The organism is Desulfoprunum benzoelyticum, from assembly GCF_014201505.1.
Lineage (GTDB): Bacteria > Desulfobacterota > Desulfobulbia > Desulfobulbales > Desulfocapsaceae > Desulfoprunum > Desulfoprunum benzoelyticum.
In genome coordinates this window covers 1-17,618 of sequence record NZ_JACHEO010000027.1, presented here as the reverse complement: position 1 = coordinate 17,618, position 17,618 = coordinate 1, and the positions used below count along the sequence as shown (strand labels likewise).

At 64.2% G+C, this 17,618-nt stretch carries 12 protein-coding genes; 8 read left to right on the top strand and 4 right to left on the bottom strand.

Annotated elements, in window-relative coordinates; all coding sequences use genetic code 11:
* Positions 1 to 11 precede the first annotated feature (11 nt).
* The gene (locus HNQ81_RS15810; protein WP_183352281.1) at positions 12 to 698 is read left to right on the top strand and encodes a ubiquinone/menaquinone biosynthesis methyltransferase; all 687 of its coding nucleotides are present in this window, start codon (positions 12 to 14) and stop codon (positions 696 to 698) included.
* Complete coding sequence (locus HNQ81_RS15805; RefSeq protein ID WP_183352280.1) at positions 695 to 2,632, top strand: AMP-dependent synthetase/ligase; 1,938 nt, start codon at positions 695 to 697, stop codon at positions 2,630 to 2,632. Before HNQ81_RS15810 ends, HNQ81_RS15805 begins: the two co-directional genes overlap by 4 nt.
* Positions 2,633 to 2,642: 10 nt before the next feature.
* Here HNQ81_RS15805 and HNQ81_RS17405 read toward each other — a convergent pair whose 3' ends face one another.
* Complete coding sequence (locus HNQ81_RS17405; RefSeq protein ID WP_221270890.1) at positions 2,643 to 3,389, bottom strand: MOSC domain-containing protein; 747 nt, start codon at positions 3,387 to 3,389, stop codon at positions 2,643 to 2,645.
* Between the two features lie 224 nt (positions 3,390 to 3,613).
* Here HNQ81_RS17405 and HNQ81_RS15795 point away from each other — a divergent pair, with 224 nt between their 5' ends.
* Complete coding sequence (locus HNQ81_RS15795; protein WP_183352279.1) at positions 3,614 to 4,099, top strand: universal stress protein; 486 nt, start codon at positions 3,614 to 3,616, stop codon at positions 4,097 to 4,099.
* A 136-nt stretch (positions 4,100 to 4,235) separates the two neighbouring features.
* Here the strand turns inward: HNQ81_RS15795 and HNQ81_RS15790 are convergent, their stop codons facing one another.
* From HNQ81_RS15790 to HNQ81_RS15780, 3 genes are read right to left on the bottom strand one after another with little or no spacing between them, the layout of a single operon-like run.
* A complete protein-coding gene (locus tag HNQ81_RS15790) occupies positions 4,236 to 5,048 on the bottom strand; it encodes an NRDE family protein (RefSeq protein ID WP_183352278.1) in 813 nt (270 codons plus the stop codon).
* A gap of 10 nt (positions 5,049 to 5,058) precedes the next feature.
* Positions 5,059 to 5,718: an NUDIX hydrolase gene (locus HNQ81_RS15785; protein WP_183352277.1), complete on the bottom strand. Its 660-nt coding sequence runs from the start codon at positions 5,716 to 5,718 to the stop codon at positions 5,059 to 5,061.
* A 52-nt stretch (positions 5,719 to 5,770) separates the two neighbouring features.
* Positions 5,771 to 6,841, bottom strand: a complete 1,071-nt coding sequence (locus HNQ81_RS15780) for a hypothetical protein (protein WP_183352276.1) — start codon at positions 6,839 to 6,841, stop codon at positions 5,771 to 5,773.
* On the opposite strand from HNQ81_RS15780, the gene HNQ81_RS15775 reads away from it, so the two are divergent.
* The 5 genes from HNQ81_RS15775 (at position 6,842) to HNQ81_RS15755 (ending at position 17,054) form a co-directional block, all read left to right on the top strand.
* Positions 6,842 to 7,144 (top strand): hypothetical protein, encoded by a 303-nt coding sequence (locus HNQ81_RS15775; protein WP_183352275.1) that lies wholly within the window; start codon positions 6,842 to 6,844, stop codon positions 7,142 to 7,144.
* Between the two features lie 110 nt (positions 7,145 to 7,254).
* Entirely contained in the window at positions 7,255 to 10,461 is a 3,207-nt protein-coding gene (gene recC / locus HNQ81_RS15770) for an exodeoxyribonuclease V subunit gamma (protein ID WP_183352274.1), read from the top strand.
* A complete protein-coding gene (gene recB, locus HNQ81_RS15765; protein ID WP_183352273.1) occupies positions 10,446 to 13,997 on the top strand; it encodes an exodeoxyribonuclease V subunit beta in 3,552 nt (1,183 codons plus the stop codon). The genes recC and recB overlap by 16 nt, the downstream gene beginning before the upstream one ends.
* Positions 13,994 to 15,652, top strand: a complete 1,659-nt coding sequence (gene recD / locus HNQ81_RS15760) for an exodeoxyribonuclease V subunit alpha (protein ID WP_183352272.1) — start codon at positions 13,994 to 13,996, stop codon at positions 15,650 to 15,652. The genes recB and recD overlap by 4 nt, the downstream gene beginning before the upstream one ends.
* Positions 15,653 to 15,923: 271 nt before the next feature.
* Positions 15,924 to 17,054: an acyltransferase family protein gene (locus tag HNQ81_RS15755; protein ID WP_183352271.1), complete on the top strand. Its 1,131-nt coding sequence runs from the start codon at positions 15,924 to 15,926 to the stop codon at positions 17,052 to 17,054.
* Positions 17,055 to 17,618 lie beyond the last annotated feature (564 nt).

Genomic DNA, 17,618 nt, shown 5'->3' with positions numbered 1-17,618 from the left:
GGGACGGCGGCATGAGCAAGGGGCCCGGGGTTCAACGGATGTTCGATGCCATCGCCGGTCGTTACGACCTGATGAACCGGACGATGACGCTGGGCCAGGACCAGCGCTGGCGTCGCTTCGTCGTCGCCCGGGCCGGCGATCCGGGGCGCGGCTGGGTTCTCGACCTCGCCACCGGGACCGGCGATATCGCCGCCCTGCTGCGCCGGTCCTATCCCGACGCCCGGGTCATCGGTGCCGACTTTTCGCGCAACATGCTGGCCGAGGCCAGGCGGCGATTCAGTCTTCAGGCGATCCACTGGCAGGCCTGCGACGCCAATCGCCTGCCCTTCGCCGACCAGGTCTTCGAGGCGGTGACCTTCGGTTACCTGCTCCGCAACGTCGACGACAGCCTGCGGGTGATGCGGGAGGTTCACCGGGTGCTCAGACCCGGAGGTCGGGTGGTCTGTCTCGATACCACGCCGCCGGCCGACAACCTGCTGCTGCCGCTGCTCCGCCTCTACTTTCGCTATGGCATTCCGCTGCTGGGGAAAATGATCGCCAGGGATGCCTCCGCCTATAGTTATCTTACCGGATCAACCATGGATTTTCATGATGCCGAGACCCTTGCCGGAATTTTCCGGGAGGCCGGTTTCATCACCGTCGGTTATCGTAAATTCATGCTGGGTACGATTGGCATTCACTGGGGGATTCGACCATGACCGAGCCGCAACCGCCGTCTGAACTCTTTGCCATTCCCGATTATGCGGCGCCGGCGACGCTGTTCCAGGTGCTGGTGGCGAGCGCCAGCCGCCAGCGGCACAAGACCGCCTTCATCTATCTGGCCGGCGAGGAGGAATGCCAGGTCACCTACGGCAAGCTGTTCGAGGATGTCCTGCTCCTGGCCCGGTCCTTCCATCGCCGCGGCATCTCCGCAGGCGATCGGGTGGTCCTGCTGTCGGACAACCGCTATGACTGGATTGTCTCCGACCTGGCGATCATGGCCATCGGCGCCGTGTCGGTGCCGCGGGGGGCGGACACCCCGCTCCAGGAACTGGAGTTTATCGTCGAACAGTCCGGCAGCAGCTACTTGATCGTCGAAACCGGCGACCTCCTCACCCTGCATGACGACTACATCAAGGGTTGCCGGCAGCTCAAGGGGGTGTTCGTCATCTCCGCCCCGGAACTGCACACCCTGTTCAGTCACGTCTACTCCTACACCGACCTGCTGGCCGACCGCCGCTTCACCGACGACGACGTCCAGCGCTTTCTCCAGCGGGGAGAGGCGATCGCCGCCGACGACCTGCTGACCGTCATCTATACCTCGGGGACCACCGGTCAGCCGAAGGGGGTGATGCTGAGCCATGCCAACATCATGCACAACGTCAGGGAGGTGCCGGGTGTCATCGGCCTGACGGAGAACGATCTCTGGTTGTCGATTCTGCCGACCTGGCACATCTTCGAACGAACCGCCGAGTACCTCAGCATTGCCAAGGGCTCGACCATCGTCTATTCGACGGTCAAGCGTTTCGCCCAGGATCTCGAGAAATACCGGCCGACGCTGGTCGCCACCGTGCCGCGGGTCTGGGAATCGCTGTACTCACGGGTGCAGGCCGGGGTGAAGAAGAAGGGCAGGCTGGCCAGCGGGTTGTTTGCCGCCTTTGTTCGGGTGTCGGCGGCCTATCGCCGCAACCGCCGCCGTTATCTGGGGCGCTTTCCGGTCTATGCCCCGGAGCCGTGGTGGCGTGTTGTGACGCGGCGGGTTCCGGCCCTGGCCAGGATGATCGTTCTTTACCCCCTGTACAAGCTGGCGATGAAGAAGCTGAGTCTGGTCCAGCAGCGCTTCGGCGGCCGGTTGCGCCTGGCGATCAGCGGCGGTGGGACGCTGGCCACCTATCTCGAGGAATGGATCGACGCCGTCGGCATCCGCATCGTCAACGCCTACGGCATGACCGAATGTTCGCCGTCGATCGCCGGTCGGGGACTGAGCTGCCGGGTCTACGGCACGGTCGGGCCGCCGGTGCCGCTGACCGAGATCCGGATCGCCTCCGAGGAGGGCGCGGTCCTGCCGCCCGGCCGGGAGGGGCTGATCGAGGTCCGTGGTCCCCAGGTGACTCGCGGCTACTATCGCAACGAGGAGGAGACGGCCAGGTCCTTCACCACCGACGGCTTTTTCCGCACCGGCGACCTCGGCCGGATGACGATGGGCGGCGAGTTGGTGATCACCGGCCGGGCCAAGGAGATCATCGTCCTCGCCAGCGGCGAAAATATCGACCCGACCCGGATCGAGAACGCGATCTCGATGTTCCCCTTCATCCAGGACGCGGTACTGGTCGGCCAGGACAAGAAGGGCCTGGGAGCGCTGCTGATCCCCAATATCGACGAATTACGGGAATACGCGCGGCAGCGGTTTTCCGACCTGAAGGAGGAAGGGGAGGAACTGCTGACCAACAGCCGGGTCCTCGACCATATCCGGCACGAGATGAACCGTCTGCTCCACCCCAGACAGGGATTCAAATCCTACGAAAAACTGCAGGGAATCGCCTTCCTCAACAAGGAGTTCAAACTCGGCGAGGAATTGACCAATACCCTGAAGAAGAAGCGTCACGTTATCGAACAGAAGTACCGGCAGATCATCAACGACCTGCTGCACTGACGTCCCGCCGTCACAGGCGGGCAATCGCCGTCGTTGTCCGGCAGTGGCTGATGATGGTTGCGGCCGGCCGGCCGGCGAGGATCGCCTCGCCCAGATAGCCGGCGATCCCAAAGGTGTGCCGGCCCTCGGGATCGTAGACGATGACCCGGTCGATGCCCTGGCGGCTGCTGAGGTCGTCGAGCAGCTGGCACAGGTTGTTCCCTTCGGCATTGAGGAGATCGACGCGGATGAAGGCCGGCGCCCAGCGCGACATCACCGCTTCCCTGATCACCCCGCTGCAGACCTTCAGTGACTCCGCCGTGCCGATGACGGCGCCCGTCGTCGATCTCTCTTCCAGTATCCGGATTTCGTCCCCCACCCGGATGATCCCGCCCTTGCGGACAACGGCGAAGAGGCCCTCCCGCGGCATGACGCAGTCGCCGGCCTGGTGGTAGATGGCGCAGCGATGGTGGCAGATCTTGCCGAGCTGGGAGACCACCAGCTCGGTTTCTCCGATCATCAGGTGCGTTCCGACGGGGAGGGTCGTCAGGTCGATCCCCTTGGTGGTGATATTCTCGGCGAAGTTGCCGGCGACGACGTCGAGTCCCCCGGCCCGCATCGTCTCGATGCTTTCCTGGGCCAGCAGGCTGACCTGGCGGTGCCAGTCGCCGCCGTGGGCGTCGCCGGCGAGACCGAAGCCTGCCAGCAGTTCCCCTGAAGCGATATTGTTCTTACGGATTCCCTTGCGGTCGCTGATCGAGATGGCCTTGACATGCATGAATTTTTTCTCCTTGGGATGTACCACAATGTGTCATATCTTCAGCGTAGCCGAAATTATCACTTTTGCAAAGATGGAAAAAGATAGGCGGGGACCTGACGGTCGCTGGCGACACATTCTCGCCGTGGCATTACTATTTTCTTGCAATCACTGTCAGCGTTGTGAGAAAAATAAGTATGAACAGGATGTTAACAGCTGTTATCAATTTAACTGCGGAGGTGGGAATGGGAAAGATAATGGAAGTCAAAAAGGTCATTACGCCGATCGATTTTTCAGATAACTCCAAGCTGATAGCAGAATCGGCAGGCTATCTCGCCGGCAAATTCGGGGCCTCGCTGCATCTGATCTTTGTCGTCCAGAATTTCGAGGATTATTCCGGATTTTTCGTGCCGCAGATGAGCATGCCGAACCTCGAGCAGGACCTCATCGCCGGGGCCGAGGAGAAGATGGCTTCCTTCTGTGCCGATCTGGAAGAATCGTTCACCAGGGCCGGGATCGGCGAGGTGACGCATCAGGTGTCGATGGGTGACGTCGCCGAACAGATCGTCGAGTTCGCCACCACCACCAAGGGTGACATGATCGTCATGGGGACCCACGGCTACAAGGGGCTGGAGAAGATCATGTTCGGCAGCGTCGCCGACAAGGTGGTCCGTTCCGCCCCCTGTCCGGTGCTGACCATCAATCCCTATACCTGCTGCAAAGCGGAATAGGCATATCCGGGCCAGCAGCATGCACTGGCCCGGAGGCCGAAGCCGGTCGCCCCGATCCGCCTCCGTCGCCATCGCAGTTCATGCCGGACATGGGCTGGGGTCGTCGGCCTGGATCCGCCTCGGGTGTCACTCACTCTCAACCCGCACCGATACCGCCCCGATCTCCACAGCGGCGGCATTGAAGGTCAAACCGGACTTTTCCGGTCTCCCGGACGCCTTCCGGCGCATGGGCGAACGTCCGCTCAGTGCAGCTGATCGTGCCGTCATCACGCACGATGAGCGCCAGCGACGAGCGCGTGCCGTACTCGCTGCCGCTGATCAAGGCCGTCGCCAGCAGGCGTTCCCATTCCAGGCTCATGCCGGTCTCCGGCAGCTCGTCATCCGGCGGCTGCCGGGAATCCTCCAGCAGCGGGAAGAGATCGTCGGGCTCGATGACCGCCCGGCCGTCCAGCAGGCGGTGGAGGGCCGCCATGCCGCGCGCGACCTTGGGCCAGGGGGTGTCGAGGAGGTGGTTGCTCAGCCCATGGATGCCCGGAGACACCGCATACGCCGGTTGTGGTGAGCGGTTCGAGGTGTAGACCAGGGTGTCGGCATCGCCGACCAGCAGGTTGAAGCCGTTGTATTGCGGCCATTGATGTGCGTTGGTGGTGCAGAACTGCTGCGGGTCGATCCCGCTCATGAGATACTTCACCGGTAGTTGGCCGCGGGACAGGGCGGTGGCGGAGAAGGTGGCCGGATCGCGATAGTTGGTGACGGCGGCGAAGCGGCAACCGCCGGTCAGGCCGAACCAGGTGCCGCCGGCCTGGAGATCGCGGCCGGCGAGGATCTCCGGGCGCTCCGGCCAGAAGGCCAGCGGGGCCGTCGGGCGGTGAAGGAATTCGTCGCGGTTGGCGGCGAGGATCAGGCGGTAGCCGGGGTGGCAGCGCCAGGCGAGTAGGATCAGGCACATGACGGCGGCATCAGCGCATCTTGCGGATCATGCCGAGGATGATCGCCGCCGTCAGCCCCCAGATCGTGCAGCGCCGGTGGCGATAGACCGCCACTTCGTGGGTCCACTCGCTCCGTCGTTCCTTGTAGTGCGAAGGCAGGCCGAGCCTGTCGACCGGCAGCAGGATATGCTCGCGCCCTTCGGTATCGAAATAGGAGGGTTGGATCTCGATCCGGTTGTGGTAAATCTCGGGCTGGGTGGCGAGGAACCAGGCCAGGGGAATGGTGAAGACCTCTTGAACCTCGCGGGGGTCGGGCTGCAGGTCCTCGAGATCGGTGATTTCGAGGACCCCGACGAAGCACTCGACGATCACGGCCCGTGGGGTGACGACCGTGTCGAGCCGGCCGGTCAGTCTGATCCGGTCGCGGGGCAGGCCGAGTTCCTCTTCCGTCTCCCGCAGAGCGGTGTCGGCGAAACCGCTGTCGAGTTCGGGATCGAAACGGCCGCCGGGAAAACAGATCTCGCTGCCCTGGCGAATGGCCTGGGCCCGTTTCTGGAACAGCAGGTGGCAGGCGTTGTCGATGAACAGCACTGGGACCAGGACCGCCGAATTGAAAAAATTGTCACGGCCGTAAATCCCTGGTGTTGCCGGCAGGCTGTCGGAAAAACGTTCGAATTCGTCTCTGTTCATCAGGTGGTTATCCGCGTCCCGGGTGGAGTCCCGGTCTGTTCGTTGCCGCCGGTCAGGCGATGTCGGCGATCGCCAGCAGCAGCGTCCCCTGGTCCTTTTCCTGTCCAGGCTTGCCCAGCAGGGTCGAGATATCCAATCCGGCGAGGTGATGGATGGCGACGACGGTCCGGCCGAATTGACCGGCCGGGAAGTGCTGTTCCAGGGCGTCCTGCCAACGCTTTATCAGCGTCGCCGGCAGGGGGGCGGGAAGGGTTGCCAGCAGTTCATCGGCCAGGAGGGCGAACTCCTTGCGGAAGGCGGCCACGGCGGCAAAGGCCTCGTCCATTGTCAGTCCCACCGTTGTCGGCAGCGGCAGGGCGCCGGCCGGGGTTGCCGCCTGTCCACGGTGCCGTTCATAGGCTTCGAGGATAATATCGGCGGCATCCGGCCAGTGGGTGGCCAAGATCCGCCAGGTGGGGAGCTCACCGCTGAGGAACAGCTGTTTCCAGGCGCGGAAGCGGTTTCTGATGGTTCCGGTCGCCGGTTGCCGCAGCCGGGCCCTGATGTCGATCAGGTCGGCCAGGGGGTTGTCGTCCTCATCGGCAGCAACGAGATCTTCGCCATGGAGCCGCGTGTAGAGGGAGTGCTCGTCCTCGTCGAGGGCGAGGAGGTCGCGGGCGATTTCCTCTTCCTCCTGGTCGAGGATCTCGCCGATCTTGAGGACCAGCCGGGCCTGCCACAGGTCCTGCTTCGGACCTTCGTTTTCCCGCGCGATCTTCCTGCCGGGTCCGCCGAGCAGGGAGGAGAGGATCGCCTGGGAGGTGTCGTCGTCCTGCTGCCGGGGGGCGGTCATCGCCGCCATCGTCAGGGAGCTGAGCTGAGCCGCATAGTCGTCCTTGCGCTCCCTGATATCGTCGATGAGGCGGAGAAACCGCTTCCTGTCGGGACCGAGCGGCTGGGGAGTATGTACTTGACAGAAACCGTGATTAATGAAAAGATCTGCCGATCCGGGGCCATCCCCGGCGCCCTCTTCCGGCTCGACCGGCTGGAGAAGATGGATCGTGGGACAGAGCAGATACAGCGGGTACTGGCTGCCGGAAGCGATGGCGGTGCCCGGAAAATACAGGGTGTCTTGTAGGTTCATATGCAGAGTGTCAAAGAAAAAATCACGTTCTACCTGTCGGCCTTGCTCTATCTCGTCTTCAATTTCCGGATGGGCGCGGATGCCGCTGCCAGTATCAAGGCGACCCTGTGGCAGATCCTGCAGACGGCGCCCTTTGTCGCCGGCGTCGCCTATGTCATCATCGCCCTGCTGCAGTACATGGCGGGAGGAGAAAAGGTCCCATGGAATCGCCGCCTGCGTCTGTTTTTCGCCCTCGGGATCCTGGCCGGGCTGGTCTATGCGATCTATGAGTACGCCGGCGTCGGCACCGTGCCCGGAAAATAGATAATACCTGCCCCGCCGGTTGCTGTAAACCGGGAAACTCAACGACCGGCCAGACCGGAACGAGCGGCAACGCCAGACCGGCAGCACCATCCGGTTGAGGATGGCCTTCAATGTTCTACCTCCACACCTCCAATCGCACCGAGAACCTGCTGCAGCACCTGGCCGAGCTCATCAGGGCCCAGGGGCGGGAAGACCTGTTTACGCCGGAGCTGTTTGTCGTCCAGAGCCAGGGCATGGAGCGGATCATCTCCCAGAAACTGGCCGAGACCTTTGGGACCTGGTGCAATTTCCGCTACCTGCTGCCGCTGAATTTTTTCGAACTGGTGGCCAATTGTCTGGAGATGTCGATCCAGCCCGACGGGTTTGCCCGCGAGGTGCTGGTCTGGCGGCTGGAGGAACTGCTGCGGGACCTCGACTCGCCCGACCTGGCCGTCCTGGCCCCCTATTTCAGCGGTGAGAACGCCGAACTCAAGCGCTTCCAGCTGGCCCGGCAACTGGCCAATCTGTTCGACCAGTATCAACTGCTGCGTCCCGAGCTCCTGGCCCGCTGGGAGCAGGGCCGGCCGGCCGTCGGGCACCCGACCGAGGGCTGGCAGCGGCGACTGTGGCAGCGGCTGGTTGACCAGGCGCCGGACCGGTTGCACCGCGGGGCGGTACTGCAGCGGATCGGACGGCGACTGCGGCAGCAGGACATCCCGGCGGGGGTGCTGCCCGGGCGGATCTCGATTGTCGGCATCCATATCATGGCGCCGCTCTTTCTTGATCTGCTCGCCGGTCTGTCCCTCCACAGCGATGTCCACCTCTACCTCCTCTCACCCTGCGAGCAGTACTGGGGCGATCTGCCGAGTCGGCGGCAGCTGGCCCGGCAGCGGGCGGCGGCAGGCAGGGCATCGGGATTGGAGGATGCCGCCGGCCACCCGCTGCTGGTCGCCTTGGGTCGACAGGGGCGTGATTTTCAGGCGATGTTGCTCGAACAGGTCGATTTCGAGCTGGAATTCAGAAGCTTTGAAGATCCTTGCGACCATGCCGCTTCGACACTGCTGCACCGGCTGCAGTCCGACCTGCTCCACAACCGCCCCGGCGGGACGCCACCGCCGGAGAACGCTGCGGCCGACGACGGGTCGGTCATTGTCGTCTCGTGTCACTCCCGCCGGCGTGAGATGACGGTGCTCCACGACCACATCCTGGACTGGCTGCACCGCGACCCGACCCTCGAGCTCCGCGATATCGTGGTGATGGCCCCGGATATCCAGGACTACGCCGCCCTGATCCCGGCGGTGTTCCATGATCTCCAGCACAGTATCGCCGACCGCAGCCTGCGCCGCAAAAACGCCGTTGTCGCCACCTTTCTCCAGTTTCTCGATCTCCTCGGCGGCCGCTTCGGCTGGAAGGAGGTTTTCGACCTGCTGCAGCAGGAGGCCATCGCCTTCCGGTTCGAATTGACGGCGGGCGATCTCGAACACCTCCGCCAGTGGGTGACCCGCTCCGGCATCCGCTGGGGACTGTCTGCCGGACAGCGACAGGAAATCGGGCTGCCGGCCGATCCCGAGGGGACCTGGCGGGCCGGGCTCGACCGGCTGCTGATGGGCTATGCCATCGATGCCCCGGACATGGTCGACGGCGTCCTGCCCTATGGCGACATCGAGGGCGGAGGGGCTCGGGCCCTGGGCGGGCTGTGCGAATTCGTCGCCATCCTGGAGGAGGCCGAGCGGGATCTGCGTCGCAGCCACGGTCTCGGCGAGTGGTCCCGTCTCCTGCTGCACTTCGCCGACCGGCTGTTCGGTGAGGCCGACGATGCCGTCATCCTCGAACTGCGGCAGATCCTGAGCGAGCTTGATAACGGCGGCTTCCACCAGTCGCCGGTGGCGCTGGCCGTGATCCGCGCCTGGCTCGATACCGCCGCCGCCGAGACCCGCTCGACCTCGGGGTACCTGCGGGGACAGCTGACCTTCTGCTCGATGCTGCCGATGCGCTCGATCCCGTTCCGGATCGTCTGCCTGCTGGGGCTGGGCGATGGTCTCTTTCCCGGCAGCGATCGCCACGCGACCTTCGATCTGCTGGCGGTCGAGCGCCGCTACGGCGACCGCTCCCGGCGCGATGACGACCGCTACCAGTTTCTCGAGGCCCTGCTCGCGGCCCGCGACGTCCTGTATATCAGCTATCCGGGACAGTCGAGCAAGACCAACAAGGAACTGCCGCCGGCGGTCGTCGTCAGCGAGCTCCTCGAGGTCCTGCGCCAGGACTATGGCGTCATCCTCAGGGAAAGGGACGATGATCCGGAAGCCCTGGGCTTTGTCCGCCATCATCCTCTGCACCCCTTCAGCCCACGCTATTTTACCGGCGCCGATTCCCGGTTTTTCAGCTATGACGACCGGTCCCGGGCGGTCGCAGCGCGGCTGGCGCAACCTGCCGCCTCGATCGCCCCCTGGTGGTCGGGAAGCCTGGCGGCGGCGGAAGAGGGTGTGCCGATTGCCGCGCTGTTCGGATTTTTTGCCAACCCCCAGCGGTGGTTCGTCCGCAATTGCCTCGGCATCCGCCTCGATCTCCAGGAAGAGCTGCCCGCAGAGAGCGAGCCCTTCGCCGTCGACCCGCTCGCCGGCTATGGCGTGGGCCAGGAGATCATCCAGTCCCTGTTGGCGGGTGCAGGGGCTGAGGCCGCTCTCGCCCGGATGCGGATCGAGGGCAGGTGGCCGCTGGGGACCCCGGGAAAACTGCTCTTTGCCCGGCAGCAACAGGAGTTGACGAGTTTTGCCGACCGAATCAGGGGCATGGCGATGGGGCGACGGCTGCCCGACCTGCCGGTCGATGTGACGGTCGGCGCCAGCCGCCTCCGCGGTCTGCTCGGCAATGTGTACGAAGGGGGGGTCCTGATCTATCGCTATTCGAACTGCAAGGGCCGGGATGTCCTGCATCTCTGGCTCCATGCGCTGCTGGCCGATCAACTGCTGGGCGAGGACAGACGGGTGGTGGCGGTCCTGCGCGACTGCGAGCTCGAGACCGTCACGGCACGCGACCGCAGTCCGGATCTGGCCTGCTGCCTCGAGCTGTTCACCGCCGGCTGTCAGGGTCCCAGTGACCTGTATGTCGAACCGGCGCTGAGCTATGCCCGCCACTGCGGCGCGACCAGAAGTCGGGTGCCGCCACTGGCCAAAGCCAGGGAAAAATGGCAGAACAGCATCGACAAGGGCTATGAGCCGGAATGGACCCTGCTGCTGCAGGGGGTGGCGGCGGAAGCGGTCCTGGGTGCGGAGTTCGAGAACCTCTGCCGGACGTTTTTTGTGCCGATCTGGGAGGGGTGCCGATGCCCCGCGAAATGACGACCTTCGACTGCGCCGAAGTTCGATTGCACCGGGGGAGCAGCCTGGTCGAGGCCAGTGCCGGCACCGGCAAGACCTACGCCATCGCGATGCTGGTTCTGCGCCTCGTGGTCGAGGAGGGGGTCCCCCTCGAGCGGCTGCTGGTCGTCACCTTTACCAAGGCCGCCACCGCCGAATTGCGGGAACGGATCCGCAAACGGCTGCTGGAGGCCAGAGACCTGCTGCGCGGCCAGACCAACGCCGCCGATCTCACCCTGTCGAGCTGGGCGTCCGGGATCGGCGACCGCGGTCCCGCCCTGGAACGCTTGGGGCTGGCGCTTGGTGACATCGATCGGGCGGCGGTCTTCACCATCCATGGGTTCTGCCAGCGCATGCTCCAGGAACAGGCGCTGGAGAGCAGCCAGCTGTTTCAGGTCGATCTGGTCCCCGATACCGCCTCTACCCGGCAGCAGGTGGTTGATGATTTCTGGCGGCGGTCGATGTACGGCCTGAGCGATCTGGCCTGCGCGGTGCTGCTCGATGATTTCGCTACCCCGGCGGCCCTCGATGCCACCCTCGGGCCGATGGACGGGACCATCGCCGGAGTCGAGCCGGCCTGCCCGAGCCCGGCTGAAGCTGCCGTCCGCCTGGAGGGGATCCAGGAGCGCCTGCGGTCATGGTGGTTTCTGCACCGGGATCGGCTGGCGGCGCTGTTGGCCGATGCCATCGCCGCTGGATATTTCGTTGCCGAACTGGCACACGGCTTTCCGCAGTGGTGGCGCCAGCTCGAGGCGCTGTTCGGCAGCGGCCGACCGGCGGCGGTGCCCGAGATGAGCTGGCTGGGACGCACCGGTCTCGTGAAGATGCTGAACGGCAGGCGGCTGCGGGACGACGGGAAAAAACTGGCCTTTCTGAGGGACTGGCCGCTGGCCGACGAGCTGGCGGCCGACTGGCAGGACGCGGCGGCGGGGTTGCGGCTGGCCCTGCGGGCGTCCCTGGCCGAAGAGCTGCGCACCGAGGTCGAGAGGCGGGTGCGGGAACGGGGGGCGATGTCCTACAACGACCTGATCCTCCGCCTGGCCTCGGCCCTGACCGGGCCGGCCGGGAAGCGGCTCCGGAGCGTGCTGGGGGATCGCTATGACGCGGCGTTGATCGACGAGTTCCAGGACACCGATGCGGCGCAATGGCAGATTTTTTCGGCGCTGTTTGGTGGCGGCAGCCATGCCCTGTATCTGATCGGCGATCCGAAACAGGCGATCTATCGCTTCCGCGGCGCCGATATCCACTCCTATTTCGCCGCCAGGAAGAGGGCCGACCGGCTGCTGACCCTCGACCGAAATTTCCGTTCCCACCCGCAGCTGGTGGCGGCCGTCAACGAACTTTTTGCCGGTCGCCAGCCCTTCGCCTTCGACGAGGCGATCATGCCGTACCATCCGGTGACGGCGGCGAAAACGGCGGCGGACGGGAGCCTGTGCCGGGGCGGAGCGTTCCTGGCGCCGATGCGCTACTGCCACCTCCCGGCCCCGGCGGAAGGAGGGGACCGCTGGAGTTCCGGCAAGGCCATGGCCCGGATACAGGAATTTGTGGTCGACGAGATCGACGCCCTGCTCCGGGGACAGGCGGCGGCGCAAATCCAGGCCGAGGCGGGCGCAAGGCCGCTGGCCCCGGGGGATATCGCCATCCTGGTCCGCAGCCACCGTCAGGCCGCATCCTATCAGAAGGCCCTGCTGCAGAGGGCGATTCCGGCGGTGATCGCCAGCCGCCAGTCGATCTTCGCCACCGTCGAGTGCGATGACCTGCTCCGGCTCCTGCAGGCCGTTGACGAGCCAGGGGACCTGCGGCTGCTGAAGGCCGCCATGACCTCCCCCTGGTTCGGTCTCGACGGCCCCCGGTTGCAGGCGATCTGGCAGGATGAGGGGGCCTTCGACCACTGGCGCCTGCAGTTTCAGAAGTATCACCAGCTGTGGCGAAACCAGGGGCTCCTGACTATGATGAGCGCTCTGCTACGCGAGGAAGAGGTGTTCGTCCGCCTGGCCGCTCAGCCGGCGGCCGAGCGCCGCATCGCCAACATCGCCCATCTGCTCGAAGTTCTTCAGGAGAAGGCGGCCGCCGACAACCTCGGCCCATACCAGACCCTGCAGTGGCTGCAGGCCATGTGGGCGGGCGGGGAAGGGGGCGAGGAATTCGAGCTGCGTCTGGAAAGCGATGCCGAGGCGGTGCAGGTGGTGACCATGCACGGCGCCAAAGGACTTGAATATCCGGTGGTGTTCTGTCCTTGCCTGTGGTACCGCCGCAACCTGACCGGCAGCGAGACGGAGCTGGTGCTGTTTCACGATCAGGACGGCAGGCTCCGGGCCGATCTCGGCTCCGACCACTTCCTCCGCCGCCGCCATGAGGCCGAAGCCGAGGAGCTGTCCGAGGATCTGCGCCTGCTCTACGTTGCCGTCACCCGGGCCAGGCTCCATTGCTCCGTGGTCTGGGCCGATGTCAGGAAGCATGGTCAGGTGGAGGATGCGTTCCGCTCGGGCCTCGGCCTGCGCCTGTTCCCCGGGGGACAGGTCGATGAAGAGCAACAGATCGACAGGTTGCGCGCCCTGGCCGCAGATCAGGGGGTGGCCTGTCAACAGATCGGAGCGGAGGGGGCGAGGAGCGAGGCGCCGATCATCGCCGGGCCGAGGCCACCGCTGGTCTGCCGGCCGCCTTCCGGGAGATCGCTGCAGACCTGCTGGCAGATGACGAGCTACTCGGCACTGGCGAGCCAGAGCGGGGGTGAGGAGGGGCGGGCTGTCGAGGGGCAGGAGAGGGCCATTGTGGCAGGCGAAGGCAGCGATGACCTGATCGAGGCGCCCGGTCTGCCGGCCGGGGCCCGATTCGGCAATGCGGTCCATGATCTCTTGCAACACCTGCCTTTTACCGGGCTGGCGGCATCAGGAGATTTTGCTGAGCCGATGGAGGCTGCCAGCCGCCGTTACGGCCTGGCCGTCGACCCCGGTCGGCTGGCGCAACTGCTGCGGCACACCGTCAGCGCCGGGCTGCATGATCCCTCCACCGGGGCCGCCTTTGCTCTGGCCGAGCTCGACCCGCGGAAACTGGTGCGGGAGATGCCCTTCTATTTTCACCTTCATCGGTCGACGACGACAGAGATCAACAGGATCGTGGCGGCCGACCCGGCAGTGCTGCCCCTCTCCTTCCGGGAGATGCAGGGTTACCTGACCGGTTTCGTCGACCTGGTCTGCGAGCATGAGGGCAGGTTCTTCATTATCGATTACAAGACCAACAATCTCGGGGAACGGCAGAGCGATTACCTTCCCGACCGGCTGACCCAGGCGATGCGGCAGCACAATTACGGTCTGCAGTACTGGATCTACTGCCTGGTCCTCCACCGCCACCTGCGGACCTTTATGCCCGGTTACGACTACGAGCGCCACTTCGGCGGGGTCCTGTATCTCTTTGTCAGGGGAATGAGCCGGGAGCGGCCGGGGGCGGGAGTCTATCACGCCCGGCCCGATGCCGGCCGCCTGCAGGCCCTCGCCGCCCTGCTGGGGGGCAGCCAATGAACGGACCGGAATATCACGATCTCTTCGACCGGCATCTCGCCGCCTTTCTCGAGGGCCGTTGCGGTCTGGCGGCAGCGGAGCGGCCGCTTTTCCGGATGCTGGTCGCCGATCTGTCGGCGGCCATGGCCGCCGGCCACGTCTGCCTGTCGGTGGGCAGCGAGAAGGCGGCGCTGCTGTCCCGCTCGCCCCTGGTATCGGATGGCGGCGTCCCTGCCCCTCTCGTCCTCCATGCCGGGTATCTCTACCTCCACCGTTATTACCGCTACGAACGCCGTCTGGCCGACCAGTTGCTGCATCTGGCGCAGGTCCGGCATCAGGTGCCGGGTCTGGAGGCGTTGCTCGACAGCTGTTTCCCGGTCGAGGAGGCGGAGCACGACCGGCAGCGGCTGGCGGCCCGCCTGGCCCTGACCCGGTCGTTGACCCTGATCACCGGTGGGCCGGGAACCGGCAAGACCTTCACCGTCGCCCGGATCCTCGCTTTGCTGCTGCGGGTGCACGGGCCGGGCTTGCGGCTGGCCCTGGCCGCCCCGACCGGCAAGGCGGCGATGCGACTGCGGGAATCGATTGCCAACGGTATCGCGACTCTCGACCTGCCACCGGCGCTGGCCGCGGCAGTTCCGGCGCAGGCCGCGACCCTGCACCGGCTGCTCGGGGTGAGAGCGGATTCGTCGCGATTTCGTCACGAAGCCGGTAATCCGCTGCCGGCGGACGTCGTGGTGGTCGACGAGGCTTCGATGATCGATCTGGCGCTGATGAGCAAACTGGTCGACGCCCTGGGGCCGACGGCCCGGTTGATCCTGCTCGGCGACCGCGACCAGCTGGCATCGGTCGAATCGGGGGCGGTGCTGGCCGACTGCAGCCGATCGCTGCCCGACAACACCGTCGAGCTCGACCGGACCTATCGCTTCGACCACGGCATCAGCCAGTTGGCCACCCTGATCAACTCGCAGGATGGCGGCGGCGCCTGGGACCTGCTCGACCGCAACGCGGCGGACAGCGTGTCCCTGGTACGCGGCGATTTTGTGGACCAGGCCGTTGCCAGGTACCGTGACTATATGACAGCGGCGGTGCAGGCCGAGGATGCGACAGAGATTCAGGGACTCTTCACCCTCCTCAACCGCTTCCGGGTCCTCTGCGCCGTCCATCACGGCCGGCAGGGGACGGCGCTGGTGAACGCGGCGATCGAAGACGGGCTGCGCGATGCCGGCTGCTCCATCCCGAGCGACGATCCCTGGTATCCCGGTCGGCCGATTCTGGTGACCCGCAACGACTACAGTCTTGACCTGTTCAACGGCGATGTCGGCATCTGCCTGCCGGATCGCTCCCGGGACGGCCGCAGTACGGTCTGGTTCGAGCGGCCGGACGGCCGTCTCCGCAGCGTTCTCCCGTCGCGGCTGCCGCAGTGCGAGACGGTGTTCGCGATGACCGTCCACAAGAGCCAGGGCTCCGAGTTCGATGAGGTCCTGGTCGTCCTGCCGGAGCACGGCAGCCCGGTGTTGAGCCGGGAACTGGTCTATACCGCGATCACCCGGGCCCGGACGTCGGTGCGCATATCTGCCCGGCGGGAGGTCCTGGCGCTGGCCGCCGGCCGCTCGCTCGACCGGTTCAGCGGCCTGGCAGCCATGCTCGATCAGGCCGCCGCCGGGGCGTTGTGAAGAGGGAAGAAGAGCAAGACGGAAGGCGACGGCAGCGAATATGATGACAGCATGACCCGGCGCCGCAATGCCGGCTGCAGTGTGCAGCACATAATGATGGCGACCAGATTGGTCTCGATCATTTACCTGGAATAATCACCGTTGGCATGGCATGCTGGAGCCCGTTGCGTTCTCCTTCGAGTACATGCCCCATATCATTCCAGACTCATTCGGAAGCCTTGTGGCCGGCTGATGACTTCATCTGCACCAAGAGTGGAAAGTCGACCAGACAGTGGAAAAATCAGCGAAACAACGTGCGTCCGGGTCCTTCGAGAAGCGATATTTCACCTCCATCCAGATACTGCGGGGGATTGCAGCCCTGTCGGTCGTGCTGTTCCATGTCTCTGAGATGCTCCTGCAGTATACCGATGGGGATGGGGTGTTCTGCCGGTTCGCGGCATTCTGGTATACCGGGGCGGCCGGGGTCGATCTTTTTTTCGTGATCAGCGGCTTTGTGATGGTCCAGTCAACGCAGGGGGCATTCGGACGGAAAAGGGCCGGCGCTGTGTTCATGGCGAGGAGGATCATCCGGATCGTGCCGCTGTACTGGATGTACACAGTGATCATGCTCCTGCTCGTACTCCTTCCTTTTACGCTGAAAACCCACGTTTTTTCTGCGTCGTATACCATCAAATCGCTGCTGTTCATACCGGCGATCAACCCGACGCACGGCCTGGATCTGCCGCTCCTGCCGCAAGGCTGGACGCTCTCGTACGAGATGTATTTTTATCTGCTTTTCACGCTGCTGCTGTTCTTTGAAAAACGATTTTTTCTCCCCGTCATCACCGCCGTTTTTCTGCCCTCGGCCCTGGTGGGACTGTTCCTCGAGATACGGGATCCTCTCTGGAAGGTAGTTACCAGCCCTCTTCTGCTGGAATTTGTCTTCGGCTGTTGTCTGGGCCGTGCGGTCAACCACCGGACGATCTCCCGGCGCGGCAGTCTTCTGCTGATCTTCCTGGCCCTGTTCCTGCTGTTTCAGGTGCGCGGCGTGACGATCGACGACCAGACGCGGCTCTTTCTCTGGGGCCTGCCGGCAATGTTGCTGGCGGCTGGTTGCGTGTTTCTCGAGAAGCAGGGGATGCATCGTTTCCCCAAGGTCCTGGTCATGATCGGCAACAGTTCGTATTCAATCTATCTGTCGCACATCTTTGTCGTCCTTTGTGCCGGGACGCTGGCAAAGGACAATGTCCTTGTCGGCGGCCTGCCTAACGATCTCTTCGCTGCCGTTGTCATCGCCCTCTGCATCCTTACGGGGCATCTGTCCTTCAGTTTGTTTGAGCAGCCCATTACCAGGTCGCTTCTCATGCTGCTTTCGAGGTGGGGCAGGCGAAAAACAGAGGAAGCGATAGGCGAATTGCGGTGATAAAACGCAATTTTGAGAAGCTATCATAGCGATACCGCTTCTGTGCGGGGGGTGAAGTCCGGGATCGGTGTCAGTGTCCATGCAACCCAGGGGGCACAAAGCGGTCCCGCATTCTTCTTGCCGATGATCACCGCATGGTCACCGAAGGCCTGCGCCGCCTGATAGAACTGTTGCCGATCCGGTCCGGTATGGGGGCAGGCACGGCCCCGCCGGCGAATAATCACTCCTGTTCCCTTTCCCTGACCTCGTAATTTTACGAGTTCCTTTCCATTTCCATCAACTGCTAACATAAAAATCCGCCAGGCTTCACGTGACTGTTCCGTCGCATTTCGATCCTGGTCCGGTTGATATGTGATCCTCTGATACGTAACCATTTCAGTGGCGAATCACTATTGGCTCAAATCATCAGTCCGAGAGAATCGGCGGGATATTTCTCGATACCTGTTGGGATTTCAATCATGACCAAAAAAAAATCTGATTACCATCGAACTTCAGCCAGCTTGAGCAGGCGCTGCGGGACCGGCTGAGTTTGTAAGGCTATATAGGTTAACCGATCAACCATTG